This is a genomic window from Vibrio sp. SCSIO 43140, assembly GCF_023716585.1.
GTDB classification, from domain to species: Bacteria; Pseudomonadota; Gammaproteobacteria; order Enterobacterales; family Vibrionaceae; genus Vibrio; species Vibrio maritimus_B.
The window spans coordinates 1,333,893-1,360,482 of record NZ_CP071850.1 but is presented as its reverse complement, the minus strand read 5'-3'; the positions used below and the strand labels follow the sequence as shown (position 1 = coordinate 1,360,482).

25 protein-coding genes are annotated in these 26,590 nt (G+C 46.7%); 3 read left to right on the top strand and 22 right to left on the bottom strand.

Features of this window, described 5'->3' with window-relative positions:
- Positions 1-4 precede the first annotated feature (4 nt).
- The 8 genes from J4N45_RS06415 to J4N45_RS06380 all read right to left on the bottom strand — a co-directional run bounded on the left by J4N45_RS06415 (position 5) and on the right by J4N45_RS06380 (position 8,565).
- Positions 5-1,576, bottom strand: coding sequence for a BCCT family transporter (locus J4N45_RS06415; protein WP_252014170.1), 1,572 nt, complete (start codon positions 1,574-1,576; stop codon positions 5-7).
- Between the two features lie 329 nt (positions 1,577-1,905).
- The gene (locus J4N45_RS06410; RefSeq protein ID WP_042477435.1) at positions 1,906-2,382 is read right to left on the bottom strand and encodes a MarR family winged helix-turn-helix transcriptional regulator; all 477 of its coding nucleotides are present in this window, start codon (positions 2,380-2,382) and stop codon (positions 1,906-1,908) included.
- Positions 2,383-2,642: 260 nt separating this feature from the next.
- Complete coding sequence (locus J4N45_RS06405; protein WP_128650185.1) at positions 2,643-3,278, bottom strand: response regulator transcription factor; 636 nt, start codon at positions 3,276-3,278, stop codon at positions 2,643-2,645.
- On the bottom strand, positions 3,278-4,627 hold the full coding sequence (locus J4N45_RS06400) for a cache domain-containing protein (RefSeq protein ID WP_252014169.1): 1,350 nt from the start codon (positions 4,625-4,627) through the stop codon (positions 3,278-3,280). The genes J4N45_RS06405 and J4N45_RS06400 overlap by 1 nt, the downstream gene beginning before the upstream one ends.
- A gap of 148 nt (positions 4,628-4,775) precedes the next feature.
- Positions 4,776-6,059, bottom strand: a complete 1,284-nt coding sequence (locus tag J4N45_RS06395; RefSeq protein WP_252014168.1) for a TRAP transporter large permease — start codon at positions 6,057-6,059, stop codon at positions 4,776-4,778.
- Positions 6,060-6,069: 10 nt separating this feature from the next.
- On the bottom strand, positions 6,070-6,612 hold the full coding sequence (locus tag J4N45_RS06390) for a TRAP transporter small permease subunit (RefSeq protein WP_042477437.1): 543 nt from the start codon (positions 6,610-6,612) through the stop codon (positions 6,070-6,072).
- Positions 6,613-6,717: 105 nt separating this feature from the next.
- Entirely contained in the window at positions 6,718-7,812 is a 1,095-nt protein-coding gene (locus J4N45_RS06385; protein WP_234494010.1) for a TRAP transporter substrate-binding protein, read from the bottom strand.
- A 390-nt stretch (positions 7,813-8,202) separates the two neighbouring features.
- A complete protein-coding gene (locus tag J4N45_RS06380) occupies positions 8,203-8,565 on the bottom strand; it encodes a MarR family transcriptional regulator (protein ID WP_128650186.1) in 363 nt (120 codons plus the stop codon).
- A gap of 210 nt (positions 8,566-8,775) precedes the next feature.
- On the opposite strand from J4N45_RS06380, the gene J4N45_RS06375 reads away from it, so the two are divergent.
- Positions 8,776-9,477: a DUF2982 domain-containing protein gene (locus J4N45_RS06375; RefSeq protein ID WP_252014167.1), complete on the top strand. Its 702-nt coding sequence runs from the start codon at positions 8,776-8,778 to the stop codon at positions 9,475-9,477.
- Here the strand turns inward: J4N45_RS06375 and J4N45_RS06370 are convergent.
- The 8 genes from J4N45_RS06370 to J4N45_RS06335 form a co-directional block, all read right to left on the bottom strand.
- Complete coding sequence (locus J4N45_RS06370; RefSeq protein WP_234494012.1) at positions 9,469-10,122, bottom strand: MBL fold metallo-hydrolase; 654 nt, start codon at positions 10,120-10,122, stop codon at positions 9,469-9,471. The genes J4N45_RS06375 and J4N45_RS06370 overlap by 9 nt on opposite strands.
- Positions 10,123-10,288: 166 nt before the next feature.
- Entirely contained in the window at positions 10,289-11,944 is a 1,656-nt protein-coding gene (locus tag J4N45_RS06365) for a L,D-transpeptidase family protein (RefSeq protein WP_252014165.1), read from the bottom strand.
- Between the two features lie 89 nt (positions 11,945-12,033).
- Positions 12,034-13,155, bottom strand: a complete 1,122-nt coding sequence (locus tag J4N45_RS06360; RefSeq protein ID WP_252014163.1) for a DUF1513 domain-containing protein — start codon at positions 13,153-13,155, stop codon at positions 12,034-12,036.
- Positions 13,136-14,131 (bottom strand): imelysin family protein, encoded by a 996-nt coding sequence (locus J4N45_RS06355; protein ID WP_252014660.1) that lies wholly within the window; start codon positions 14,129-14,131, stop codon positions 13,136-13,138. The genes J4N45_RS06360 and J4N45_RS06355 overlap by 20 nt, the downstream gene beginning before the upstream one ends.
- Before the next feature lie 46 nt (positions 14,132-14,177).
- Positions 14,178-15,575 carry a di-heme oxidoreductase family protein gene (locus J4N45_RS06350; RefSeq protein WP_252014161.1) on the bottom strand — a complete coding sequence of 466 codons (1,398 nt, stop codon included), beginning with the start codon at positions 15,573-15,575 and terminating at the stop codon, positions 14,178-14,180.
- A gap of 66 nt (positions 15,576-15,641) precedes the next feature.
- Positions 15,642-16,901 carry an imelysin family protein gene (locus J4N45_RS06345; protein WP_252014160.1) on the bottom strand — a complete coding sequence of 420 codons (1,260 nt, stop codon included), beginning with the start codon at positions 16,899-16,901 and terminating at the stop codon, positions 15,642-15,644.
- Between the two features lie 160 nt (positions 16,902-17,061).
- Positions 17,062-17,658, bottom strand: coding sequence for a GTP cyclohydrolase II (locus J4N45_RS06340; RefSeq protein ID WP_234494017.1), 597 nt, complete (start codon positions 17,656-17,658; stop codon positions 17,062-17,064).
- Between the two features lie 214 nt (positions 17,659-17,872).
- Positions 17,873-18,046, bottom strand: coding sequence for a hypothetical protein (locus tag J4N45_RS06335; protein WP_234494018.1), 174 nt, complete (start codon positions 18,044-18,046; stop codon positions 17,873-17,875).
- 227 nt (positions 18,047-18,273) lie between these two features.
- Between J4N45_RS06335 and J4N45_RS06330 the strand changes: the two genes are divergently transcribed.
- Complete coding sequence (locus J4N45_RS06330; protein WP_252014157.1) at positions 18,274-18,744, top strand: WbuC family cupin fold metalloprotein; 471 nt, start codon at positions 18,274-18,276, stop codon at positions 18,742-18,744.
- A gap of 119 nt (positions 18,745-18,863) precedes the next feature.
- The gene (gene dbpA, locus J4N45_RS06325; RefSeq protein ID WP_252014156.1) at positions 18,864-20,246 is read left to right on the top strand and encodes an ATP-dependent RNA helicase DbpA; all 1,383 of its coding nucleotides are present in this window, start codon (positions 18,864-18,866) and stop codon (positions 20,244-20,246) included.
- 16 nt (positions 20,247-20,262) lie between these two features.
- On the opposite strand, the gene J4N45_RS06320 is transcribed toward dbpA, so the two are convergent.
- The 6 genes from J4N45_RS06320 to J4N45_RS06295 form a co-directional block, all read right to left on the bottom strand.
- Positions 20,263-20,826 carry a ferredoxin-type protein NapF gene (locus J4N45_RS06320; RefSeq protein ID WP_252014155.1) on the bottom strand — a complete coding sequence of 188 codons (564 nt, stop codon included), beginning with the start codon at positions 20,824-20,826 and terminating at the stop codon, positions 20,263-20,265.
- 21 nt (positions 20,827-20,847) lie between these two features.
- Positions 20,848-21,456: a TorD/DmsD family molecular chaperone gene (locus J4N45_RS06315; RefSeq protein WP_252014154.1), complete on the bottom strand. Its 609-nt coding sequence runs from the start codon at positions 21,454-21,456 to the stop codon at positions 20,848-20,850.
- 81 nt (positions 21,457-21,537) lie between these two features.
- Entirely contained in the window at positions 21,538-22,380 is an 843-nt protein-coding gene (locus tag J4N45_RS06310; protein WP_252014153.1) for a DmsC/YnfH family molybdoenzyme membrane anchor subunit, read from the bottom strand.
- A gap of 1 nt (position 22,381) precedes the next feature.
- Entirely contained in the window at positions 22,382-22,996 is a 615-nt protein-coding gene (locus J4N45_RS06305; protein WP_042477459.1) for a DMSO/selenate family reductase complex B subunit, read from the bottom strand.
- A 10-nt stretch (positions 22,997-23,006) separates the two neighbouring features.
- Positions 23,007-25,454 carry a DmsA/YnfE/YnfF family dimethyl sulfoxide reductase gene (locus tag J4N45_RS06300; protein ID WP_252014152.1) on the bottom strand — a complete coding sequence of 816 codons (2,448 nt, stop codon included), beginning with the start codon at positions 25,452-25,454 and terminating at the stop codon, positions 23,007-23,009.
- A gap of 299 nt (positions 25,455-25,753) precedes the next feature.
- Positions 25,754-26,584, bottom strand: coding sequence for a LysR family transcriptional regulator (locus J4N45_RS06295; protein ID WP_252014150.1), 831 nt, complete (start codon positions 26,582-26,584; stop codon positions 25,754-25,756).
- Positions 26,585-26,590 lie beyond the last annotated feature (6 nt).

Here is a 26,590-nt window from a genome sequence, read left to right as displayed (position 1 = left end):
GCTTTTAGTACTTTTCTGTCTTCATACCCATCAATAGGCTGACACACATCATAAGTAGGATTACCGTGAACGGAAGCGCTGATGAAATTGCGCCCGCTTGCAGTGCTGCTATCGCTTCATTACCACCAATCCAGAGCAAGGCAACGGCAATCGCACCTTCCATAAATGCCCAGAAGACGCGTTGAATAACAGGTGCATCCACTTTGCCACCAGCAGTGATGCTGTCGATAACAAGTGAACCTGAATCTGAAGAAGTGATAAAGAACACCAGTACCAAGATAACCGCAATAATCGAAAGCAGCGTACCCATTGGCAGTACATCGAACATTTCAAACATCGCTAACGGAACATCACGAAGTCCATTCGCACCCAAGGTACCAACTTGGTTGATAACTTGGTCGATAGCTAAACCACCGAATACAGACATCCAGATGATTGTCACGGTAGTCGGCACAATCAGAACCGCAGTAATAAACTCACGTACCGTACGACCTTTCGACACACGCGCGATGAACATACCTACGAATGGTGACCAAGAAATCCACCACGCCCAATAGAATACCGTCCAACCGTGCATCCACGCTTCGTCTTCACGACCATGCGGGTTACTCAATGGGATAATGTTCTTCAGGTAAGCAAATAACGTGTCTGGAATAGCGGCAAATGTCACCGCATAACCGATGATCGCAACTAGGATGAGCAGTAGGAACGCCACGATCATATTGATGTTACTGATGACTTTTACACCACCATCAATACCACGCAGAACCGAAACAACAGCAAGAAGCGTAACAACGGCGATAACAATCACTTGCATCGTCATGCTCGCCTCAATGCCAAATACATGCTGAATACCACTCGCCGCTTGCTGAGCCCCGAGGCCCAAAGAAGTAGCAAGGCCAAATAAAGTCGCTAGAACCGCCAGAATATCCACTACGTGGCCAGCCCACCCCCACGCTCTATCACCTAAGATTGGATAGAAAATCGAGCGCATTGATAGGGGTAATCCTTTGTTATAGGCGAAGAATGCAAGAGACAACGCTACAACACCATAGATAGCCCACGGGTGCAGACCCCAGTGGAACATCACAGCACCCATCGCGAGCTCTTTTGCCTGCTCTGTGTTGGCTTCTACGCCGAGCGGTGTCTCATACCAACCGGTAAAGTAAGCGACTGGCTCAGCCACACTCCAGAACATCAAGCCGATGCCCATACCAGCAGCGAATAGCATGGCAAGCCATGACATAAACGAGTAGTCGGCAACTGCATCGGTACCACCGAGTCGGATTTTACCAAACGGTGTCACGATCAAAACTAAGCAGAAAACAACAAAAATGTTGCCTGACCACATAAACAACCAATCGAACTTATTGATGATGCTCCACTTGATGCCATCAAGTGCAGACTTCGCCGTATCCGCATCAACGATCACGGTCATTACTAGGAGCAGCGCGATAAAACCCGCGCTGATCCCGAATACAGGGTTATGTACATCAAACCCCCACTTTTGGACATTATCCTGTCCTATGGTGTAGTCAGTACTATCAATACTGTACTTATCAATACCCTTTGTCATTAATCCTCTCTATGACTAAATTGCTTCTAACTCAAAGCATTTAATGTTCTATTTACGGCGATATTGGCGTACAACAATCGCTGAGAACATGCATTAATCTACTTTTCAGCGCGTACTTTACCAAATTATAAGTGTAATTTCACGGTATGTAAGTTTTATGGCGATTTTTCACACAATCCTAGCCACCTAAAAAATCATTAGTGTTCGAATGAGTATGCTTTATAAATGCAAATTTGAAGAAATAAAAAAACGCATACGAACTCGTATGCGCCAAAAATAGGTAGCGTTAGTTTGATACGTTCAAACAGTAATTTTTGAGCCAACTACGCCTAGTTTTTCGATATATTGCTGTCTAGCTGTAGTACAGGTGCAGCGTCGATATCATCGGCATTCATCATTAGAGAGATGCGCTGAATAGACGAGAGCAGTAGCGTTTGCTCCCAACTTTCTAGTGCTTGAAACTTCTGTACAAAGTTATCCTGTAGTGGCGGCGGCGAGCTCTTTAGCACCTCTTCACCTTTTGCTGTCAGCACCGCATGAACTTTTCTTTTATCTTGCTGGCTTCTTACTCGCTGCACATACTCTTGCGCTTCTAATCTATCTATGATGGTCGTTGCTGTAGCTTGACTGATGTTTGTCGAGTTAGAGAGTTCACGAATTGTCACATCACCCATGTCTCGGATAGTGTTCATAAGGATTAACTGTGGTCCCGTCAGGCCACACTCTTTCTTTAGTTTCTTAGAATGTAGGTCGATAGCTCGAATGATTTGACGTAACGCTACTAAGACTTCTTCGTGTTTTTCCAAAACTTGTTCCAAACTTTCACTGATATTGGGCGCACTTTATAACAGAAGTTTGCTATTGATGCGTAGGTTATTTGATAAAAATGCGATGGGAATACATTGCGGGCGCGCTGCCGTAGGCTGAGCACTTGTTGTGATTGCATCGCACTTTACCCCTCTAGCTCCCCCCTATATTAGGGGGAAAACCAAAGGCGAGTTCCTATCGTCACTTCGCCCTATTCCATTAGATCTTGCCCCTCCTTATTAAAGGGACAAACTAAAGGTTAAGACAAACCATTCTCTAACGCGTATTTCGCGAGCTCTGCGGTAGAGTGAAGATCCAACTTGTGTTTGATGTTCTGACGGTGCGTTTCTACTGTTCGATAAGAGATGTTCAGTAGCTGCGCTATCTTTTTACTGCTGCAACCTTGAGCTACGAGCTTAAGCACACTCTCTTCCCTTCTGCTTAGTGGATTGGACTTCGCCGCGGTTGGTGTGATCTCTTGCGAGAACAGGGTCTGTGTAACAGACTCGCAGAAGTAGGTTGAACCTTGGTGGACTGTTTTTATTGCCTGCACCATCTTCTCAGCGGAGATCTCTTTTAGCATATAGCCTACCGCTCCAGCCTGCATGACTTTCATAATGTACTCGCGATTATCGTGCATGGTAAGCATAAGTACGCGCACAAAAGGCAACTCTGTCTTTAGCAGCTCGGTGGCTTCGATACCGTTCATGATAGGCATGCTCACGTCCATCAATACTACGTCTGGCACCGTTTGCTTTACGACTTCTACCGCTTCTAAGCCATTACTTGCTGTTGCTACGACATGAATGTCGGGCTCTCGCTCTAGTCGAGCCATGAACCCCTCGAGCACAACTTGATGATCATCGACAATAACAACTCTGATTTGGTCGCTCATCACACCGCTCCTTCCAAGTTCAATAACACCGTTATCTCTGTTCCTTTTCCGTATTCACTAATAAGCTCAAACTCACCACCGATAAACTCTACCCGCTCTCGCATGTTTCTGAGCCCTATTCCACGGCTATTCATGGCATTACCAACATCGAATCCTATTCCGTCATCAGTAACAATAAGCTGCAAGACATCCCCAAAGCGTTTGAGGAAAACCGTTACGTTGGTGGCATTCGCGTGTTTCTCAATATTATTCAGAGATTCCTGAACTACACGGTAAAGTGTAGTCGCCACTTCAGATTTAAGCTTTGGTGTCTTCGTATCCAGCACCAACTCTGTGTTGGCCATAGAGTAAGTTCTAAAGTCTTGAAGCAAGGTAGTAATCGCCGCTTCAAGACCAATATCATCAAGTGCACTGGGTCTTAAATGATGGGAAATACGACGCACTTCCATGATAGCTTCCGACAGCGATGATTGAGACTGCTTAAGGTGCCCCATCGAACGCTCATCGACATCTCGAGTATCGAGCAACTCCAGATGACACTTACTCGATACCAGCAACTGGTTCACACCATCGTGGAGTTCCCTCGCTAGGTGTTTACGCTCATCCTCCTGAAACATTACCGTTTTATGAGCGAGCTCTTTCAAGTTCTTATCGGCTAGTTTATGTTCATGCCAGTTGATAGCGAGCGTCAAAACAATAATGACAGCAACAGTCACAGCAAAAATAGTGACGATAGAAAACATGGTGGTTTCGATGTTCTTGTCTATTGCTGCACGCAGCACCGCCACTTCTTGTGCCACGTCCTCAATATAAAGCCCGGTGCCAATCATCCACTCCCATTTATCCAGCCATGCGGCGTAGCTGAGCTTCGTCACCGTCTCACCAGTAGACGGTTTTTGCCACAGATACTGGTGAAAGCCTCCTCCTGCTTGAGCTTGGAACAACAAGGCCTCAATCAGATAGTCACCATCTTGGTCTTGGAGTTTAAGTAGATTGCGCCCGACCAATTCAGGAAGAATCGGATGTACTAGATTGGTGCCGTGTTTGTCGTAAGCAAAAAAGTAACCATCGGAGCCATATCGAAGACGGTTAAGCGTCTCTCTGACTTCGTTCTTTGCTTCTTCTTCGGACAAAGTAGGGTCATGATAGGCATGGTCAATCGCATCGAAAGCAAGCTCAACGCTGTCCTTAAGCGCCGACTCTTTGGTTCGAATCAAGCTCTCACGAAAGATACTGATCTCATTCTCACCCAATGCTTTTGCCTGATGAAGGGTTATCCAACTCACACTCGCGGTCACGATTATCAGTGGGATCAAGGTTAGCAGGATGAGCTTGGCTTTTAACGGCATAGAAGTCCTTTACTACGGTCGTCCTGGCATTTCTGGTAAGCGCTCACTCAACAGACAAAGCTGCACAAAGTGCAGCTTTTCTTTTTCATTAACATTACCAATGAGTTGCAATGAAATGAATCTCTAGACTGAGCTAACGCAGACCTGATCACATTCCATAGAATTCTGGGAACATGAGGATCGAGGCGAGCACCACTATCTGAATCGCAATGAATGGCATAACGCCGCGATAGATGTCTCTGGTTGTAACCCCATTTGGTGCGACCCCTTTTAGATAGAATAGACTAAAGCCAAATGGCGGCGTCAAGAAGGAGGTCTGCAGGTTCATCGCAATCAAGATCGCAAACCAGGTCATATTGATGCCCATCAGCTCTGCAACAGGTGCAATCATCGGCACGATAATGAAACAGATTTCTACGAAGTCGATAAAGAAACCAAGGATTAAGATCACTACCATAGTAATGATCAAGAAGCCCCACTTCTCACCCGGCAACTCTAGCATCCACTCTTCCACTAGCATATCACCGCCAGTATAGGTAAATGCCATTGAGAACGCTGTCGCACCTAGAAGGATAGCAAAGACCATTGCGGTTACTTTTACTGTCTCTTTCGATGCATCGTAAAGCATGCTCCAACTAAACTGTCGATAAACAAGTGACAATACAATCGCGCCAGCGCCACCAAGAGCTGCCGATTCTGTTGGTGTAGCGATACCAGCGAAAATAGAGCCGAGTACGACAACAATCAGAGCAAGCGGAGGAATAATCGCTTTAAGCGCGGTCTTTACTTCTTCCGAGCGAGAAATCGATTCATCACGAGGAATTGGTTGAGCGCTTTCTGGGTTTAACTTAGCAAAAATCAAAATGTAGAGAACGTAAGCACCAACAAGCACAAAGCCAGGCCACAAGGCAGCTTGGAACAGGTCACCAACAGGCACACCCAATACATCACCCAGTAGGATCAAGACAATCGAAGGTGGAATAATCTGACCTAGGGTGCCCGATGCGCAGATCGTGCCGCACGCGAGTCCTTTGTCGTAGTTATACTTAAGCATAACTGGCAAGGAGATAAGCCCCATTGCTACTACGGATGCACCCACAACACCCGTCGAGGCAGCCAGCAGTGCGCCTACCAAAACAGTAGAAATTGCGATACCACCACGCACACCACCAAACAGACGCCCCATAGACTCAAGTAGCTGCTCTGCCAAACGGGTTTTCTGAAGAACGAGCCCCATAAACACGAACAGTGGGACGGCCATCAATACCGTATTCTCCATAATGGATTGAATGCGATAAGGCATAAAGGCGAACATGTCCATGCCTTCCGCCCACACACCGAAGATGAGTGCTATTCCACCGAAGGTGAACGCAACTGGAAAACCGAGAAGTAGCGCGAATAAGGCTACAAAAAACATCACAATACCGATCATGAAAATGTCCTTATTCTTTTGAGTCGGAAGATTTAGCGTACATGAGGTGTGGGTTAAACAGTTTGTTCAACGAGTGGAGAACCAAACCACATCCGGCAATCGCCATGAAGAAGAATGAAAGTGGAATCATCGCTTTGATTACCCAGCGATAAGGTAGACCGCCTGGGTCGCCTGACGTCTCGCCCAGTTCAAAACTCTCTTTTGCGAAATCGATACCGAACCAAGCCACCAGTAGGCAAAATGGGAACAAAAATATAAAGGTGCCTAGAAGGTCAATAATGGCTTGAGCTTTCATCGATAAGCGTTCGTAGAACACGTCCACTCGTACATGCCCACCCGCTTTTATCGCGTACGGTACACCAAGTAAGAATACTGCCGAGAACAAATGCCACTCCATCTCTTGGAAGGCAATGGATACGTCGTTAAACACGTAGCGCATTACTACGTCATAAACCACGTTCACTAATAAAAGTAAGAAAAGAATACTGGACAACCAACCGAGAACATCGGCTACCTTGTTAAACAGTCTTTCAATGTAAATTAAACTACGCATACAACTTTCCGCCTATCCGCCAAGTTTCGTTAATAGTTATGATTTGGGGCGTATGACTAAGGGTTTGAAAAAAGTGGCGCAGGAGATGCGCCACTTGAAGTGAGACTAGTTGTCGAACTTGTTTAGGTAAGCTTTCGACGCAATGTCTGTCCAAGAACGAACTTGCTCTAGGTAAGCCGCTTGAGAAGCTTGGATTTCTTTTGCCATCTCGTCTTTCTCAGCATGCTCTTTTAGCAGTTTGTCGTTCGCATCACGTAGGGCATCGATAACCTCTTTCGGGAAGTCTTTGACTTTCACGTCTGGGTAGTCAGTCTGGATCGTTGCCCAGTTTTTGCCACTCTCGTGCGTTGATTGGATGTACATGTCATAAGCGGCTGTCTTCATAGCAATTTGAAGAATCGCTTTTAGATCGTCAGGCAGCTTGTTCCAAGTGCGCTTGTTCACTAAGAACTGAAGCTCTGTCGCTGGCTCATGCCAACCTGTGTAGTAGTAGGGTGCGATTTTGTGGAAGCCCATACGAAGGTCAAGAGAAGGACCTACCCACTCTAGAGCATCAATCGTACGACGCTCTAGTGACGTGTAGAGCTCACCAGAGGCAATGTTTGTCGGCTTAGCGCCTACTTCCGCTAGGATTTCACCTGCGAAACCAGGGATACGCATTTTCAGACCTTGTAGGTCTTCAACACTGTTGATTTCTTTCTGGAACCAACCGCCCATCTGAACGTCAGTGTTACCACCAGGGAAAGACATTAGGTTGTGTGGCGAGTACACTTTTTCCATTAGCTCCATACCACCGCCGTGATAGAACCAAGCGTACTGTTCAGGTGCCGTCATACCAAAAGGCATAGTCGTAAAGTAGAGGGTATTTGGCACTTTACCTTTCCAGTAGTAAGACGCAGAGTGACCCATGTCGTACTGACCAGATTTCACCATATCAAACACACCAAATGGCGCTTTGTGTTTGTTAGATGAGTCGATACGGATTTGAAGACGACCGTTGGACATCTCTTCAGCCATTTTTGCCATATTCTTTGTGGCATCACCGAAAATAGGGAAGTTTGGCCCCCATGTTTCAGCAAGTTTTAGGCGATAGACTTTGTCATCAGCGTTTGCTGACCCTGCTACAAAAGCTAGGCAAGTCGCTGCTACAATGGCCGTGCTCTTCATGACACGTGATACTGATTTCTTGATTAGACTCATTATTCAGTTCCTTGAGTAGGTTCCTTGTTGAAGCCGCGTATGCGACTCCAAGTTTCACATTCGAGGTAACTATGGATGGAATTCTGAATAACGGGTATTCGTGCGAGCACGCAGTGACAATTAAGTAAATTAGGATGGTTAGACGTTGGTATTACGTAGAACTACGTAGTCCTTTGGCCGCTAAGTCTATTTTCTATTTATTATTCAATCTGTTATTTTTCTAAAACCCAATCTAAAAATGGGCAAATACGTACGCATTTATTATCAGACAGATATTACAGTATGGCTACTTTTGTGATATCAGTCGCTAACATTTGTCGATAAGCGTATCGCTAAGATCAAAAAAACCCCTACACGAGGGGTCTTTTTGAAATTGGGCAAAGTGAACGCTTATAGCGCTTTATAGATCACTTTGTTACCCGCAAGCTGTTCTTTCGCTACTAAGCCTTCTTCAAGAAGTTTCTTTAGAGCGCCAGTTGCCCAAGATGCCGCTTTCGCGTCTTCTTGACCAGCTTCAAGGCCGATGCCTTTCGGGTTGATGCCTTCAGCGTTCTTAACAACGATGTCTAGTACTTGTTGCTGTTTAGGAGTTAGGGCTACATCAACTTTTTTTGTCGCAGTTGCGGTTTCAACTACAGGTGCTTTTGCTACAACAGGCTTTGCTGTTTTTGTTGCAGCGGCTGTGTTCGCAACTACCGCTTTAATACGCTTTTGCAATTTTGATTGCACTTTGCGCTTATGAGCAAGTCTCATCGAGTTTTCTCTCCAATTCACTGCATCGAGGCAGTGGTCAAAATTTGAAGCGCGTTTTATACCAAAATTTTGAATGCTTTTGTAGGGGCTTGACACAAAGTCGAGACAAAAATGCCGTCTTTGGCCATTAATGACTATTATTTAAACAATAAACTTTGTGGTTGTTTTACCAGTATAAAGCCATGTCAGCACTCACTTATGGCAAGCATTATGGATACATTACATCTCAGCAATCATCATTACACATGGGAATCTCCGACGGTTAAGCTGTTCGTTGGAGTGGGCGCGTTAGTCTGCTTTTGCTTCTTATTACTTTCCCCCTCATGGGAACACGCATGGCTTTTTATTGCCATTTTCGTCGGTGTGATGGGGTTTGCTTATCTTATGCTTCAAAAAAGCCGCGTTACCTTTACGCTGACCAATACCCACCTACAGCAGCACTTGTTTAAAGGCGGCTGGGTAGTTCAATGGGCGAATGTAGAGCGCATTGGGATCTGCACTCAACATCAAGAAGGCTGGCATAAGCCGCTACCATGGATTGGGATCAGAGTGAAAGAGTACGGTCCGTATCTAAACGCCATTTGTCCACGCATCGCCACTGATATCCTACTTAGCCAGCGAGCCCTGCTCTACATCGGGAATCAACAAACCAACCCGACACAGGCATTCGAAGACATTGTTTTGGATTCTGAGCCCTTCATTGATGAAGGTGGCGTGGAGTATAAAGGGCTACTTGCCATGCTCGCAAACAGAATGAAGCATCAGCGTGAGTTCTATGGATACGATGTGTTTATTGCAGAAGCGGACTTGGACAGAGCTGGTGAGGACTTTGTGGGACTGGCTCGACGCTATCAAGCAGCGGCGAGCCGTCACGACTTCGCTGAGTCTAAAGACTGCAGGAAGTTAGTATAGTGGCATTTCGTCGGCGACAAACGGGTTTGAAACGCGCTCGCGTCCAAACGTAGACTCTGGACCGTGACCCGGTACAAACTTAACATCATTACCCAGTGGCCACAGTTTTGTTTTGATCGAATTGATCAACGTCGCGTGGTCCCCTTGCGGGAAGTCAGTACGACCGATACTACCGTTAAACAGCACATCACCCACAAAAGCGAGTTGTGCTTCCTCGTTGAATAAGCACACGTGACCTGGAGTATGACCTGGAGTATGAACTACATTCAGTGATTGATTACCAAATGTCACAACGTCCCCTTCGTCCAACCATTGAGTCGGTTCAAACGCTTCTGTCAGCGGCCAGCCAAACATTTGACTTTGACCTTCTAGGCCTTGTAGCCAGAAGTTATCTGCTTTATGTGGACCGACAATATCTACTTTCAATGACTCCGCCATCTCTACCGTGCCACCAACATGGTCCAAGTGGCCATGCGTCAATACCAGCTTCTCTACAGATACACCAAGTTGCTCTACCAACATCAGCAGTTGCTTCACGTCACCACCTGGGTCAATCACAATACCTTTCATGGTTTCATCGCACCAAACAATTGAACAGTTTTGGGCGAAAGTAGTGACGGGAACAGTTTGATATTTGAGACTCATGATAAACCCTATATTTCTTTGACTAGCGCGACTATGACATTCTCGTCTGTGAATAACAAGTCCCTACTTATTAAGGTGGTTAAAAACAAAAACCATCACCCTACCTGAGGTAAGACAATGGCTTTATAGATTCAGCTCTAAAGGTGGCTGGCTATCAGACTAGGTACTACCTGTTGTTTGAAAGCGCGGCGTCTTCCACATTGTTGCGTTTAGCATCGTAGTCATAGACATCACCACGAAAGTGCACTTTTCCATCAGACAACCATGCAGTTTGATAGATGATATGTACTGGGATGCGCTCTTTGAAGGCGACCGCTTTGTTGGGCCTTGTCGACGCCACCTCTTCTAAGCTTTTACCTTGTACCTCAAGCAATACCTGCGCAAACTGATCGGCATGTTCTACCCGCACGCACCCTGAGCTGAAGGCTCTTAGGCTCTCGTTGAAAAGGTGTTTGCTCGGTGTATCGTGCAAGAAAATCGCCTGTGCGTTAGGAGTATTAAATTTATACTGGCCTAAGGCATTCAACTCCCCGGCTTGTTGACGCATTCGGTATGGGAAGCGCTTAGCATTCACTTCTTGCCAATCAATCATCGTTGGGTCGATACGATTCTGATTGGTCCACCCTTCAATAATTTCAAAGCGCTGTGAAAATAGGTAGGTCGGATCCCTTTTCACCTTGGGAATAATGTCTTTAACCATGATTTTCCATGGCACATTCCAGGTAGGGTTGAGTATCAACGAGTCCATTTTGGTCTCAAAGATAGGCGTTTGCCTGCTGGTTTTGCCAACAATCACTCTCGATTCAAAACGTGTTTCTCCTTCATCCCAATACTTAAGTTGGAAACTAGGAACGTTGACTAAGATAATATTCTCGCGCTGCTGAGGCCACAAACGAGAGCGCTCAGAATTCAACGCCAGGATTCTTAGTTTGTCATTAGCAGACTTGTTGAGCCATTCGATCGTGTTAGGGCCAATAATGCCGTCATCATTAAGTCCATAGAGCTGCTGAAATTCTCTAACAGCTAAATCCAAGGTATCGTCAAAAAGGTTATCTTCCCTTATATCGGCATAGATCTCTGACGCCTGCAATCTCTCAACCAAATGCAAATACTGCTCGGGTGCTAGTACATCACCTCGTCGCAATAGACCCGCTTGTTCATAAGCAGGAAATTCCACCTGTGACTTGGCTAAAAGGTCAATATAGACATTTTCAAAACCGGGCTGCTGAATCATCGGAGAAGCGAGGCTACGAACATAATCCGTCTCTTGCCCAGATTCAAAAGCCGTTACCATTATGTCTACCTCTGTAGCAGATGGTCTTGGCAAAGAATCTTGCAGGCTGGTTGTAAAGTACCACTCTTTCCCGCTGTCTGCTGCTGAAGCAACATAGCTCATATAGAGAAGGAAAGTATCTGTGGTCAGTCTGTCGTACCGAGATTTGTCTTGTTGTTGGAACGCATCATGCAGCATCTCAACACGCTCTTGGAATAATGGGCTAAACCCCGCTAAACGAACAACGTCTAGCTGAAGATTTACCTGTGCATTGAGCTCTTGATCGCTCCAAAGTTGAATCCGCTGCAGACGAGAATAAAGATACTCCACAAGCTCAGGGTAAAGCAGCTCATCCTGTGGCAGCGTGTCTACGTTACTTGTCGAGTGAGTTTCCTGCTGACTTGATTTGAGAATGGGCTCGATGTGTTTCACCGAATAGGACGTCAGTTCACTTGAATCCGAGACGAGTTGGTCTGGAGCAGCCGTGACAGCCACCGAACTTGAGAGTGCCGAGACAAGAATGCTCGGCATGATTAACCAGTTTCGCATCTACCCACCTCCTAAGACAGAGTCTTTAAGTATGGCAGAAATCACACTTCTAAAAGTGTTAATTTAGTTTAAACCAGTTAGCGTCTCATTTATGTGATTGCGCTCCAATGGTTATCCCATTGAATCCCCGAGACAAAGGTTTGTTTGGCAAGATCTGCATTTATTTTTACTACCCTGCCTATCCCTGAGCTCACATGAAATTCACCGTTTTTTACTACGACTCCAGACGCATCAGGTAACGCATTGATCTCCAGAAGTTCACGCGTTGCTTTATCCCAAATACCATAACAGTTACCTCTTGGAGAAGTCGCTAAAATATGGGATTCCGTGGTAGCGATACTCGCGACATAATGATTAAAGCGAGCCCAATCTTCTGGTTCTCCACCCAACTCAACAAGCGCCTCCCCTTTACGATGCATCGCGACTAGCGGTACATAATCATCGGGTTCGCCTCTATATTGTTGACCACAAAGGACGGTGTGCTCCCCATCATGGGCTAGGTGGCGGATGCTTTTATGTTTATCTTGCAACGATACTTGCTCAAGCAACTCACCCGATTCTGAGAGATAGCTAAGACTTGGGTTCATCGTATCTAGGTTTAATGGCGAGCGACCTTGGGTATGAACACCACCGACACCAACCACTAATCTTCCATCAGACATGGTGATGATTTCGTGGGGTCCAATTCCAATTCCAGAAAACTCTTCAACCTTACGATAGCCATTTTCAACGTCGTACACGCCCACGATTCCAAGACTTGTCGAACGGTCCCCTTCAGTGGCGTAAAGCCAACGACCGTCATTCGAGTAAACACCATGCCCATAGAAATGGCGATCGCTCTCGGCTGGTATCAGGGTATCAATATTCCCTGAAACATAGTTAAAGACCATGGCGTAACTGCCAGGGCGACGGGCGAACATGACCGCATGCTCTTGATTTGGCGCAATAGCCACACCATGTCCTCTGCCAGGAAGAGGGATCTGATGCCGAGCTTGGCCAGCCACTGAATACACCACGACTTCGAACTGTCCTTGCCGACGTATGGCTCCGCCAATTAAGGCCTCAGACTTGTTCAGCGCACCATGGACATCGGTAACCATTGAACTGTTATTGTTCGTTGCGCAAGCAGCAAGCAAGGAAGGCGCACAGGTCCCTATCGTTAACGCCTTCGTAAAGTTGCGCTTTGAAATATCAATCGCCATCGGTCGCATTAAACCCTATTACCACACCTAGTTTAATTGATGCTTCTTCGTTAATGAGATACTTAAGCTGCTCCAACTTGTTGAACTGAGCCAGCACGGTTCTATAGCCCTCTTTAGTCTGTAGCATCTCAAACAAGCTCGATTCTTCTGGCCAGGTTTCAAGGGTATCTTCAAACTGATGAACGATGTTGTCGGCAAGCGCGGCCTCACCTGCAGCTCTCAAAATGTCATCTAAGCCCTCGCCTTGCGCGAGATACAAAGACTGCATCGCAATAATGTTCTCTTTTAAGTTCAAGAGAGAGCTGTTTGAACGCCATGACTCAGAAAAGTAAGGGCGTGGCGAGCCTATCTTCGCAAGTGGCCTGGATAGCTTCTTCATGCTGTAGTCGAGCTGATTAGAGAGCATTGCCAAATATTCAGCATGCCAAGCCTTGGTATCCAGTTCAGGCCAAGGATTAATCCTCCAAGCCTCTACAATTGTGTTTGAGCGATCAACCAAAGACTCAGTCACTGCTGCGAGTAGAGAGCATTCTTTAGTCCCACCTACACTGATTGTTGATGCGGTGTCATACAATAACCACTCCACAGAACCTAACCCCTGAACCGTCACACTTTGAGACTGAACAGATGCCATATCCCAAGAGTCGATCTTAGTTGCTGCCACCATCTTTCTACCAGTGGTGTTTTTCTTATCAGGCCAAAATTGGATGTTCCAGTTTTGCTCTAATGCGGTAGCAGGGCCTCGTTCTTGTCCCTGAAGGTGCATCCAACTTTCCATCCCCTGTCGCCAAGTTGCTTTCACCTGTTCTAAACTACGATTGGCGCTGCAATATTGAACGCTGTCATCGTGTAGCTGTCGCATTGCATCACTAAAGCGTTTAGCAGAAGCAAACTGGATCTCATAAACGCTTTGACTTTCGTGACTTGTTGATTGTGGTCGATCTTTCTCAATACCTGCTGATGACTGGCAGCCTGCGAGTGACATCACTGCTGCGATGGTGAGTGTTTTTTGATTAATCACAGCCATCTCCTTATAGCGAGTTCAAAAACGCAAGTAGCGCTTCACGCTCTTGCTTGCTCATCGCCAAAACCTGATTTCTAGCAGCTTCTGCTTCACCGCCATGCCACAAAATCGCTTCCGTAAGGTTGCGAGCACGACCATCATGTAAGAAATAAGTGTGACCATTTACCTCCTGGGTATAGCCGATCCCCCAAAGAGGTGGCGTGCGCCAATGTGTTCCAGATGCTGCGTACTCTGGACGCCCATCAGACAGCCCTTCTCCCATATCGTGTAACAACAAGTCTGTGTACGGCTGAATAGTTTGATTCGACAAAGCCGGTAGATCTGCTCTTTGTGCTGTTTGTATGTTCGTTCTATGACAGTTCTCACAGCCTACTTTCTTGAACAGAGCCTCACCTTGCAAAACCTCTGGATTATCGATGTTACGACGCTGGGGTACTGCGAGATGTTGCGTATAGAATTCAACAAAATTTAAGATCTTGTCACTCACCTCAGGATCACCACCACTCAGGCTATCAGTGCACAAATCTTGCTTATCCGTGCAGTTCTCCTCGGTGAACAGGGAACTTGTTAAACCGACATCACCATTGAATGCCGCAGCATTTTGCTGCATAAGGTTTGGTTGTCCTGCCTTCCAGCCAAAGCGACCTAGCGCCATCTCTTTACTGCGCACATCTAAAACATAGTTAGGGATACCTGCTACCGCTGTGCCGTCGTTTGCCTGCTGCTCAGCAAAGTCGAGAATAGTCGCTTCAGGCACCGATTCTAGTAAGCCAAGACCAATCATAGGTGGTGCAACTCGCGCAGACATCATCACGTCAGGGTGCATATCGCCGTATGCCAGTTCGACAATGTCTAGGTTTGGCTTACGAAGCATCACACTCGTACCGTCTTTAAAACTTACGGCAAGTTCATCGTAAGTAATGTGTATTTGACCTTCTGGGTCCATATCAGGAAGCGCAAAATCTTGTAATTGCCCACCATAAGTTGGTTCTGGGATAACACCCGACACTTTCACCGCTTGCTTTTGCTCTTCCGTCGTCGCAGGAATACTCAAACGAACAAGCATAGACACAGCATGCTGGTCATTTTCTTCAGGTGGGTGTCCTCGTCCATCCTTGATATGACAGTTTTGACATCCGTTGGTATTAAACAGTGGACCTAATCCATCTCTAGCATCGGTTGACGCAGGCGCTTGAACCCAAGGGTTTCTGAAAAAGCTGTTTCCGACACTAAAATCTAAGCGCTTACTCATTGGTAAGTTGGCCGCAGGCATCGAATACGCATTGGGTCCGTCTTTCTTAACGGTTGTTTTACCACCAGAGAGGCGGGTTGGTGTTGATTCAGCAGAAACTGAAGTGGCAATTAGGGCTAAAAGCGTAACCCAGATAGTGTTTGATCTAGACATACAGCACTCACAAGTAGAACAACAAAGGGGGCAAGCGCCCCCCATTTCAGTGATTAATTATTATGATTAAAACTCGTGGTCAGCGGTGTCTGGGCTTAGGCTGTCGATGCCTACAATACCTGCTGCACGCTCGATTGAACCCGTTTGCGCGACTAGCGCTACGATAGTTTCATTAACGAGTTTGTTGCCTTGTGGGTTATTAGATGCAATCAGCTGATCAAAATATTGATTATCTTGCTCTGCAGAAGTGACAAGTTTACGAACTTGGGTACGCGCTATGTCGAACTGCTTTTGGATCTCTTTTGCAGCCGTCTTGTCTTTTTGCTCAACAAGATTGGCGATGCTTGGACCATCTACCAGTGTGCCATCTGCACGAACGTAGGTACCTGTGTATACGTTATAAATACCTTGCTCATTGTAATAGTGAGAATTGTGAGTGTTGTCAGAGAAACAATCGTGCTCATCCTCTGTAGAGTTCGCCTCAAGTGCGACCTTCATGCGCTCACCAGCAAGTTCGCCCAGCGATAGCGACCCCATACCAAAGAGCATCTTACGCAAGCCGTTGTCAGCTTTATCTGCAAGAAGTTCAGTACGATAGTTACCTTTCTCAGACGCAGACCACTGTTTCTCCATCCACTCGAGATCTTGAACTAGAAGTGCTGACGCCGCCTTGAGGTATTCTGCGCGACGCTCACAGTTGCCGTTAGTACAACCTTCTCCGATTACGTAATCAGTATAAGGACGTTCACCCGCACCTGCGTTAGTACCGTTAAGGTCTTGACCCCAAAGTAGGAATTCAATGGCGTGATAGCCTGAAGCAACGTTGGCTTCTGATCCTCCAACTTCATTGAGATCGGCAATGGCTTGAGGTGTGATACTAGACACATCTAACGTCGTTGCGCCAATTTTTAAGGTTTCGTTCGCGACAATATTTGCCTGAGCACCTTCGTTACCCAGTTCGTACTGATAGTCAGCACTAACGTAGTCGATCAAACCTTCATCGAGTGGCCAAGCGTTAAGTTGCCCTTCCCAATCGTCAACGATGGCATTACCAAATCGAAACACCTCTGTTTGCTGATAAGGAACACGCGATGCAAGCCAAGCTTGTTTCACATCTGCAAGGCCTTTCTCCGAAGGGCTCGCTAAAAATGTGTTAATAGATGTGTCCAACTCTTGCGCCGTAATACGAGCGTCGGCAAATACTGCATGCGCAAGATCGGCGTAATGTTCAACAACTTGGTCTTTAGTGACTGCAGAAAAAGCAGACGTAGATGTGATGAGAAATGAGGTGGCAATTGCACCCTTCACTGCGGTTGTTACATTCATGAAAGCATCCTTGTTGAGCTTAATTCTTATTATTTAGTGCGAATTGTTATCATTAACACTATCAACCGCGATAATACCTAGTTACAATTTATTTTCAAGGACGAATACAAAAAAACCTCACAAATGTGAGGTTTTCGTTTCAAAGAATTAACAGTCGGTACTAGAGCTCTAAATGATGCTTTCCGTGAGAAACCTTTGCCTTCAGATAATTCTCATTGCCGTCTTTAATATGGGCACTCGTATTAACGACATCTTCGATATTGATGCCGTGTTCGCGCAGTTCGCGGATCTTTTTCGGATTATTAGTCACTAATCGAATGGAATAAACGTCCAACGCCTGAAGCATCTGCGCCGCTTCTGTGAAGTCTCGCAGGTCATCGCCAAAACCGAGATGATTGTTCGCTTCGTAGGTATTCATGCCTTCAGACTGAAGCTTGTAGGCATCAAGTTTGTTGTATAAACCAATACCACGACCTTCTTGGCGCAAGTAAAGAATGATTCCACCTTCGCGGCCCATTTTCTGAATGGTTTCCTCTAGTTGTTCCCCACAGTCACAACGCGACGAATGGAAAACGTCCCCAGTTAGACATTCAGAATGCATTCTCACTAATGGTAGTGCTTGGTTCTTATCTGCTGCCTTAAAAATGATAGCAACATGTTCTTTGTCGGTGTTCAAACCGCGAAAAGAGAGCATTTCCGCGTCGATATCACTTTTAGCACCGACTTTTAATTGTATTCTGGCACGTACTTCCGCCATCGTATTTCCTAATAGATTATCTGAGGCTATTAGTGAGCTTATCTCAGCCATAGTCTGTTTCTCCAATATGGGAACTATGGGGGCTATTACTTAACTTTTCAACAATAAGATCACTGTGACAAATGTTATATTATAACATTTTGAATTGAAGTAAAACGAAAAAAGCCCCGAGCATGATACTCAGGGCTTTGAAATTCTTATCTTTTCTTAACTGTTAAGCTTGCTTTTGTTTCCAAACCGCAAGTTGTACCCAAACGTTTTCAAGCTCAGCCAATTCTTCCTCAGTCAACAGGGACATGGTTTTTGATGTGCTCGAAGCACTCGCACCATTAGACGAACGCAGGTGTGCGTAAAAGTCTTTCTTTAACTGGCTGATCACTGCTTCCACTGCTGTTCCACCTTACGTTTGAGTCGCTCCTTTAACTAGGCATCATACCATTCTGATCAGATCGTACAGCTTTTCTCCCCAGCTATGGAACTGCCATCACAGTTTGGAGTGGTTTTTCTGCCAATTTTCTAAATTTTAACGCTCCTCGGACGATAGCGAACTTTTTGTACTGAACTTTTTTGGGTCCTCTGTACAATATCAGCAAACTTACCAACGAAGTAAAAGCAATGTTGAAAATCATAAGTAACCAAGACTTTGACACGTTTTCTCAAAACGCAAAAGAAGCACCTCGTAAGCGCAGTCATCACAACTTACACGAGCAGTTAGATGCTGGTGTACAACGCCTATTCATTTCAACGGAACCTGATACCTACATGCGCCCTCACCGCCACAGTGAAGAGCACAAATGGGAGCTGTTTTTGGTGCTAAAAGGTCAGCTTGACCTACTCATTTTCGATGATGAGGGCAATGTTACTCAACGCCACAGTCTATCACCAGACACAAACCGAGCGATTGAGATCCCACCGGGTACATGGCATGGCTATGCATGCATGGAATCAGGCACTGTCGGTCTGGAAATTAAAGAAGGCGCCTATATTCCAACGCCTCAAGAGGACTTTGCACCTTGGTCGCCAGCAGAAGGTGAAGACGGTGCTAATGATTACCGAGATTGGATGCGCACGGCTCTTCCTGCATAATCGACTCGTCTTATAAAGCCACTTTACTGGCTAATGTCCTCAGTCAGTCATGTTTTTGCTGGTAACATCGACCATAATGTTGATAATACTCGCTCCCTAACGCTGACTGAGGATACCTCGTGACCACTCCGGCTTTTTCCACACTAAATCTACCGACTGAATTATTGAGCACATTGGATAGCCTTGGCTATACCAATATGACGCCGATCCAAGCGGACTCTCTACCAAAAATCCTTGATGGTAAAGACATCATCGGTCAAGGCAAAACCGGATCAGGTAAAACAGCGGCATTCTCACTCGGCTTACTCGCTAACCTCAACGTTAAGCGCTTTCGCGTTCAATCCTTGGTGCTCTGCCCAACTCGCGAGCTTGCTGACCAAGTGGCTAAAGAGATCCGCACGCTAGCTCGTGGTATCCACAACATCAAGGTATTGACGCTTTGCGGTGGCATGCCAATGGGCCCTCAAATCGGTTCACTTGAGCACGGTGCACACATCCTCGTTGGTACTCCTGGTCGTATCCTGGACCACCTAGAGAAAGGTCGTATCAATCTTGAGGAACTGAACACCTTGGTGTTAGATGAAGCGGATCGCATGTTGGAAATGGGCTTTAAAGACGCGCTCGACGCTATCATTGGTGAAGCACCACGCGATCGCCAAACACTGCTATTCAGTGCAACTTTCCCCGAGCAAATTCAAGCGATCGCATCAAGCGTGATGAAACAGCCAGAAGTGGTGAAGGTTGAGAGCAAGCACGATCACTCCAGCATCAAGCAGTTCTTCTATCAAACGGAAACGGTCGAAGAGCGCGATAACGCGTTAGAAAACCTTCTGCTGACACATCAACCTGAATCAGCGGTTGTATTCTGTAACACCAAAAAAGAAGTACAAAACGTTGCAGATGAGTTACACCATCGCGGCTTTAGCGTCATTGATATCCACGGTGACCTTGAGCAACGTGACCGTGACCAAGCTTTAGTGCAGTTTGCTAATAAGAGCGTGTCTATCTTAGTTGCAACCGATGTTGCAGCGCGCGGTCTAGACGTCGATAACCTAGACGCGGTCTTCAACTACGAGCTATCTCGCGACCCAGAAGTTCATGTACACCGCATCGGGCGCACAGGTCGTGCTGGTAACAAGGGGCTGGCGTTTAGCTTCTATAGCGAGAAAGAGTTCTATCGCGTGGCACGCATTGACGAATATTTGGATATGCCTATCGAGCCAAGCATCTTACCACCAGCATCATCAAATCGTCCTTACCAAGCTAAGATGACAACAATTCAGATCCAAGGTGGTAAGAAACAGAAGCTTCGCCCTGGCGATATCCTGGGCGCGTTAACGGGTGATAAAACTCTATCGGGCAACCAGATCGGCAAGATCAACATGTTCCCAATGAGCGCTTATGTAGCGGTAGAGTCATCGATTGCCAAGAAAGCACTCGGCAAGATCACCAACGGTAAGATGAAGGGGCGTAACTTCCGCGCTCGTATTATTAAGGCCTAGCCTAAACGGTATGACCTTATAGAGACAATGTGATGGATGAAAAAGGGCAACCTTGTTTGCAACGTCCGCATCCATCGCACTGCTGCTCATTGACGACAGGCAAGCTGTCGTCATCAAGTTGAATGGCATTTTGTGGACATGCTTCCTGGCATAGGTAGCAATCGCCAAACAGTGCATTCTGGCAGCTTGGCAAGAAGCTTGGCCGCAATCCATTATCAATGGTGCTGCCATGTAGAGCGCCTGTCGGGCAGCTTTTACTGCACTCTCCGCACTGGCTGCAATACCCGTATTCCAGCGTTAGCTGTGCTAACTCACCTTCGATGGCAATAACTTGCTCAGGGCATGCCTTTTGACATTCCCCACAACCATCACAGATTTGTTGAAACAGCACCTCTTCTATGGCTTTCGGAGGCCTTGGTACCAGTCGGACAACCTGCTCAGCACTTAACGTCGCGGTAAGCGAATCGCCAGACTCAGTGGGAGTACGAGTCGCGCCATTTGTCAGAGCACGAAACAAACCACGACGGCTGATCGTCTTGTGTTCCATGTAGGCTTTTACGTATTGCTCATCACGACTCATCATCTTTCCTGTCATCTAATGTTAGCGGTATAACTTCACAGCTTTAGGCGTTAGCTCTAAAAGCTCTTGCACTGCCTCACTCCATTGAGAAACCAACGACGCAAGCTGTTGATAGCTTTTAGTCCTGGCATGTTCTTGTACCAACTCGAAGTAGCGATAGCACCAAGTGAGTAAGTGTTCGGAAAATAAGGCCTTCACGGTATCAATATCTTGTTGCTGCTCAATCAATTGACTCACCGCAAACAGCATCAAACCAATCTGGTCTTCAGGTTCTCGCATGCCGGTATCGAGCTCGATGTCGTGCTGGCGCAGGAACTGACGGTAAGCAACGGTGCTATCACCGAAGATCACCTCTTCCTTGTCGGTATACACGGAGCCCCAAGGCGGCGCTAACATGACCTCTCCACCCTCGAACAACAGAAAAAAGTCTTGATTGAGCGAGTCAGGGAGTTCGGATTGAACGGTATTGCACCAAGCCTGAATATCACTGTCGGCGAGCGCTAAATCTTGCGACAACGCTTGGATCAAGGTTTGGTTGTTACTATCAGTCAGTGGAAAGTACAAAAGTGAGCCGAACACTTTTGCCATGGTTTGCAGGCTTTGAAGATCAATAACGTCTGATTGTGACATGAACTAAGATTACCAAGTTATTCTAAACAATGAAGTTGAGTGTAATAGAGGGCAGGCACAAACGCCTACCCTCCTCACTCATTACATGCCAGCGGTCATGTGAAGACCGAAGAACACGCTGCGACCAATTAGCTCTGCAACCATAACCATCGCAAAACCGATCACCGCGATTGGCATTGAGCGTGATTCAGAGCGCATTGCCCAAACCCATGCAGCAATACCAGCAAACACCAGTACAAAGCGTAGGTTCTGAATTTCTGCCATGTTTGGCACAAGCTCAGCGGCTGATACGATTGCTGAATGAATGCTTGGTAGCGAACCCACCATGGAGATCGTCGTCATCACCAGCGCTAGGCCTGCAACAGATGCAACAATCGCCGTGATCTTACCAAGCCTAGGACACTCAAGTTTCGCACCGCGCATCAAAATAAGTGACAGCATCACACCGCACACCACTGCCGTTAGTGCAAAAGATTGACCGGTAAACGGCGTATCCCAAGTTGGAACAGTGTCAATGATATACACATTGGTCATCGCGTACATAAACACTACGCCAATTACCATTGCCGCCACTAGCAAGCCTTTGCGAATCGCTTCGCTGCCTTTGTCGATAACCGACAGCAACCAGTAGATACCACCCAAGCCAAAGAACATAGAGCCAAAGAGGATCTCGCGTGATAACCACGAGGTACCCACTTGATTCAAAGCGTTAATGGCGCGCATTGGGCTACCCAAGTGCATGGTCGAGGCCATAAAGCCTAGTCCCATAAACACCCAGATAAAGAACATGTTACGAGTAATGCCCGTTTTCACGTGCGCATCGGCTTTGCCAAACAGTGTGATTAGACCCATCACGATAAACGCACCGACCGCAGTTTGTGCAAATACAGTGAAGAAAATCAAAGGCCATTCATGCCATCCCATCTTAGACCTCCTTAGGGTTTGCTAGGTGACCAGTCGTGTCATTAGTTGGACGTGCATGACGGTTTGGCTTGATCACAATATTAGGTTTCGTCAATGACGATGACGGAAGCGGTGCCACATCGGCGTTGGTACCATACTTAGCGCGAAGCTCAGCAATTGGACCAAATTCCAGTGCGCGTAGTGGGCAAGAGCCAACACAGATAGGTTCAAACCCTTCTGCTACACGCTCAAAGCAGCCGTCACATTTCGTCATATGGCCCTTTTCTTTGCTGTACTGTGGTGCACCGTATGGGCACGCGTTAGCACAGTGTTTACAACCGATACACACCTTTTCATCCACGATAACGAAGCCGTCTTCGCGCTTATGCATTGCACCTGACGGACATACTTTCGCACACGCAGGCTCATCGCAGTGGTTACAGGCAATAGAGGTGTAGTAAGCGAATACGTCCTGACGATAGGTACCATTCTCCTCTACCCAGTTGCCGCCAGCGTATTCGTACACGCGGCGAAAGCTGCGGTCGACACCCAAATCTTTAAAGTCTTTGCAAGACAACTGGCAGGTTTTACAGCCAGTGCACTTACTCGAGTCGATATAAAAACCGTATTGTTTCATGAGTTAGTCCTTACGCCTTCTTAACCAGTTGAACTTCGACAAGGTTGGTGTGTTGTGGGTTACCCTTCGCCAATGGACTTGGCTTTTGGGAGGTCAACACGTTGATTGAACCGTTATGGTCCACCTTATTGCCATCTGGTGCGTACCAAGCGCCCTCACCCAGAGCCACAACACCTGGCATCATTCGTGGGGTGACTTTGGCGTTAATTCGAACTTCGCCACGGTCGTTATAAATCTTGATGCGATCGCCATTTTTGATTCCGCGACGCTCAGCGTCCATTGGGTTGATCCACATCTCTTGTTGAGCTGCTTGCTTAAGCACATCAACGTTTCCGTAGGTTGAGTGGCAGCGCGCTTTAAAGTGGAAACCGGTGAGCTGCAAAGGATATTTATCGCGCATTGGCGAATCCCAGCCCTCAGACGTGCTGACATAGATTGGTAGCGGGTGAATCACATCACCTTCAGGTAGCTCCCATTCCGCTGCCAGTCTTGCTAGCTCTTCAGAATAGATCTCAACCTTGCCAGACGGTGTCGTCAGAGGATTGTTCTCAGGATCTTCACGGAATGCTTGGTAAGCAACGTAATGACCATTTGGGTCGCTACGCTTAACAATGCCTTGCTTGCGAACCGTTTCAAAATCCGGCAGAGAAGCATCAAGCTTCAAGGTTTCAGCGTAAAGGTGACGCAGCCAACCTTCCTGGTCGCGGCCTTCAGTGAACTCACGACCCACGCCCATGCGTTCGGCAAGGTCAGAACAGATCTGGTAGATGCTGCGTGCTTCAAACTGAGGTTCAATCGCTTTATCTGCAAAGATGAAGTAAGGCATGTTCGCCGCTTTACCATCCATACAGAAGTCCGCCTGCTCTGACGTAGTTAGATCTGGAAGAATAATGTCCGCATATTTAGCAGAAGACGTCATGTGGTTATCAATCACCACAATCATCTCACACGCCTTGTCATCTTGAAGGATGTCATGAGTACGATTGATGTCTGAGTGCTGGTTGATAATACAGTTACCTGCGTAGTTCCAAATGAACTTGATTGGCACATCTAACTTATCTTTACCGCGCACACCGTCACGAGTAGCCGTCATTTCTGGGCCACGAACAATCGCATCAGTCCAAAGGAACATTGAGATAGAGGTCTTGATTGGGTTTTCAAGCGTAGGGAAACGAACAAACGGAATGTTGTAGTCCGACTCACGTGCACCAGAGCCACCACCATGGATACCCAGGTTACCAGTCAGCAATGCCAGCATAGCGATGGCGCGAGAGGCAATCTCACCATTTTGAGTGCGCTGCAAACCCCAGCCTTGATAGATCGCACATGGCTTTGTTGAGCCAATTTCACGTGCTGTCTTAATGATGATATCGACAGGAATACCCGTGATAGGCGCTGCCCATTCCGGCGTTTTCTCAATGCCATCTTCACCTAGACCAAGGATGTATGACTTATAGTCGCTATTGGCTGGTGCCGATGCAGGCAAGGTCTTCTCGTCATAGCCGACACAGTATTTGTCTAGGAATTCTTGGTCTACCAAGTCTTCTTTGATCATGACATGAGCCATTGCCGCGATAAAGGCAGCATCTGTACCAGGCTTGATTGGGATCCACTGATCCTCATGACCTGCCGCAGTATCGTTATAACGCGGATCGATCATAATCATGCGCGCATTGGATTTGGCTTTGCTTTCAATCAAGTGGTGAATCAAACCGCCGCCCGACATGCGAGTTTCTGCAGGGTTGTTACCGAACTGAACGATAAGCTTGCTATTCTCCGTATCCGAGAACGAGTTACCGTTTGCCCAGCCGCCGTAGGTGTAACTAAGACCTTTAGCAATCTGCGCAGTTGAGTAGTCACCATAGTGATTCAGGTAACCACCTGTTAGGTTCATTAGACGGGCAATCAACGACTTACCCGGAGGCCAAGACTTAGTTACCGTACCGCCCAGTGTGCCCGTACCGTAGTTCAGGTAGATCGCTTCGTTGCCGTATTCTTTTTTGATGTGGTCAAGGCTGTTAACGATCTCAGTGTAAGCCTCATCCCAAGAGATGCGCTTGAATTTACCTTCACCACGCTTGCCGATGCGCTTCATCGGATACTTTAGGCGGTCAGGATTGTAAACGCGGCGGCGCATAGAACGACCACGCAAACAAGCACGCACTTGCACATCTTTATTTGCGTAATCATCGTTACCTGTGTTGTCGGCATCGACCCACTTAATCTCACCATCCACTACGTGCATACGCAGAGGGCATCGGCTACCGCAGTTAACGGTACATGCGCTCCAAACGACCTTTTCAGCGCCTGGTGCTGATTTGGCTTCTGCGTGTGCAGATTTGAAGGGGAGAGAGATGGCACTTGTTGCCGCTACGAGACCGCCGATGGCCGACGAGGATTTGATAAATCCTCGACGCGTCAACGACGGCGTCAATAATTGCTTCAGTTTATTAGTCATATGGACATGCTCGATTATAGTTATGCATCATCACGTCCATGTTACAAATGAAAACCCGTGCCACAGTTGACTAAAATCAACTCTACTACTTAATAGGTAATTTCTTACAATTTCTTGTCATTTAGTGGAATATTTTTAGAACACTTATTTATAAAAATTAATAATTCATCACCACCTCGAAAGGCAGGTGTTTATATTGATAATTATTCACTGTTAGGAATGCGAATTAATACCAAATTGACACCTAATTTGTGTGCAAAATTCCCGACCAACTTTCAGTACCTCTCCATTTAATTTGGCTAGACTGAGACGCTATTCTGGATGCGCTCGATGAGAGAAGCAGTAATCATTGGGTGAGCTTTTCCTCCCGTAAGTAGTGCAATATCAACACTTGGAAGCGGCGGCATATCTGCAAGTTCATATACACCCGCCCCCATCGAAACTCTGCCCATCACACCAATGCCTAACCCGTCCTTTACCATCCCCCTCTGCGCCGATGCTGTATCGCAACACGCAAGCAACTGGTGTCGTCGACCTTGCTTTGTCAGGGAGTCAATCGCGGCCGCATGATATTTACAATCTGCTTGAAACAAAACCAACGGAAGTACATCGACAGAGAGGTCAAAGTTCTCTGCTGCAATCCATACACCTTGGTCGGAATAAAGCCAGTATCCCTCTTCACTATTCGGGGAGCGAGTAACGATGGCTGCGTCTAATTTTCCCTCATCGAGCCATTCTCTCAACACAACACTTGGTTGGCTGAAGACTTGGATGGAACACAAAGGTTCATACTCACGGATCGCACTGATGATCTTCGGAAGCAATGATTCATTGTAGTCTTCAGGACAGCCGAGTCTCAGCGAGCGCTTATTTTGGTAACGTTTAATTTTGTTTAGGCTGCTGTCGTGAAGCTCTAGGATTTGCTTGGCATCTGCTCTTAAGGTAATACCCGCTTCGGTAAGCACCACATTGCGACCTTCTTTCTCAAATAATGGCGCCCCTACTTCAGACTCTAACTTCTTCATTTGCGCACTGAAGGCAGATTGGGTTCGGTTAATTTGTTTGGCGGCTCTTGTGAAACTTCCAGTTTCAGAGAAGGCAAGAAAGCTTCGCAGTGACTCTATATCCATACTGTC

Coding starts and splice junctions, on each gene's coding strand:
- J4N45_RS06415 (WP_252014170.1), bottom strand. CDS start 1,576: ATGACAAAGGGTATTGATAAGTACAGTATTGATAGTACTGACTACACC.
- J4N45_RS06405 (WP_128650185.1), bottom strand. CDS start 3,278: ATGAGCGACCAAATCAGAGTTGTTATTGTCGATGATCATCAAGTTGTG.
- J4N45_RS06400 (WP_252014169.1), bottom strand. CDS start 4,627: ATGCCGTTAAAAGCCAAGCTCATCCTGCTAACCTTGATCCCACTGATA.
- J4N45_RS06395 (WP_252014168.1), bottom strand. CDS start 6,059: ATGATCGGTATTGTGATGTTTTTTGTAGCCTTATTCGCGCTACTTCTC.
- J4N45_RS06390 (WP_042477437.1), bottom strand. CDS start 6,612: ATGCGTAGTTTAATTTACATTGAAAGACTGTTTAACAAGGTAGCCGAT.
- J4N45_RS06385 (WP_234494010.1), bottom strand. CDS start 7,812: ATGAGTCTAATCAAGAAATCAGTATCACGTGTCATGAAGAGCACGGCC.
- J4N45_RS06380 (WP_128650186.1), bottom strand. CDS start 8,565: ATGAGACTTGCTCATAAGCGCAAAGTGCAATCAAAATTGCAAAAGCGT.
- J4N45_RS06375 (WP_252014167.1), top strand. CDS start 8,776: ATGGATACATTACATCTCAGCAATCATCATTACACATGGGAATCTCCG.
- J4N45_RS06370 (WP_234494012.1), bottom strand. CDS start 10,122: ATGAGTCTCAAATATCAAACTGTTCCCGTCACTACTTTCGCCCAAAAC.
- J4N45_RS06365 (WP_252014165.1), bottom strand. CDS start 11,944: ATGCGAAACTGGTTAATCATGCCGAGCATTCTTGTCTCGGCACTCTCA.
- J4N45_RS06360 (WP_252014163.1), bottom strand. CDS start 13,155: ATGCGACCGATGGCGATTGATATTTCAAAGCGCAACTTTACGAAGGCG.
- J4N45_RS06355 (WP_252014660.1), bottom strand. CDS start 14,131: ATGTCACTCGCAGGCTGCCAGTCATCAGCAGGTATTGAGAAAGATCGA.
- J4N45_RS06350 (WP_252014161.1), bottom strand. CDS start 15,575: ATGTCTAGATCAAACACTATCTGGGTTACGCTTTTAGCCCTAATTGCC.
- J4N45_RS06345 (WP_252014160.1), bottom strand. CDS start 16,901: ATGAATGTAACAACCGCAGTGAAGGGTGCAATTGCCACCTCATTTCTC.
- J4N45_RS06340 (WP_234494017.1), bottom strand. CDS start 17,658: ATGGCGGAAGTACGTGCCAGAATACAATTAAAAGTCGGTGCTAAAAGT.
- J4N45_RS06330 (WP_252014157.1), top strand. CDS start 18,274: ATGTTGAAAATCATAAGTAACCAAGACTTTGACACGTTTTCTCAAAAC.
- J4N45_RS06320 (WP_252014155.1), bottom strand. CDS start 20,826: ATGAGTCGTGATGAGCAATACGTAAAAGCCTACATGGAACACAAGACG.
- J4N45_RS06315 (WP_252014154.1), bottom strand. CDS start 21,456: ATGTCACAATCAGACGTTATTGATCTTCAAAGCCTGCAAACCATGGCA.
- J4N45_RS06310 (WP_252014153.1), bottom strand. CDS start 22,380: ATGGGATGGCATGAATGGCCTTTGATTTTCTTCACTGTATTTGCACAA.
- J4N45_RS06305 (WP_042477459.1), bottom strand. CDS start 22,996: ATGAAACAATACGGTTTTTATATCGACTCGAGTAAGTGCACTGGCTGT.
- J4N45_RS06300 (WP_252014152.1), bottom strand. CDS start 25,454: ATGACTAATAAACTGAAGCAATTATTGACGCCGTCGTTGACGCGTCGA.
- J4N45_RS06295 (WP_252014150.1), bottom strand. CDS start 26,584: ATGGATATAGAGTCACTGCGAAGCTTTCTTGCCTTCTCTGAAACTGGA.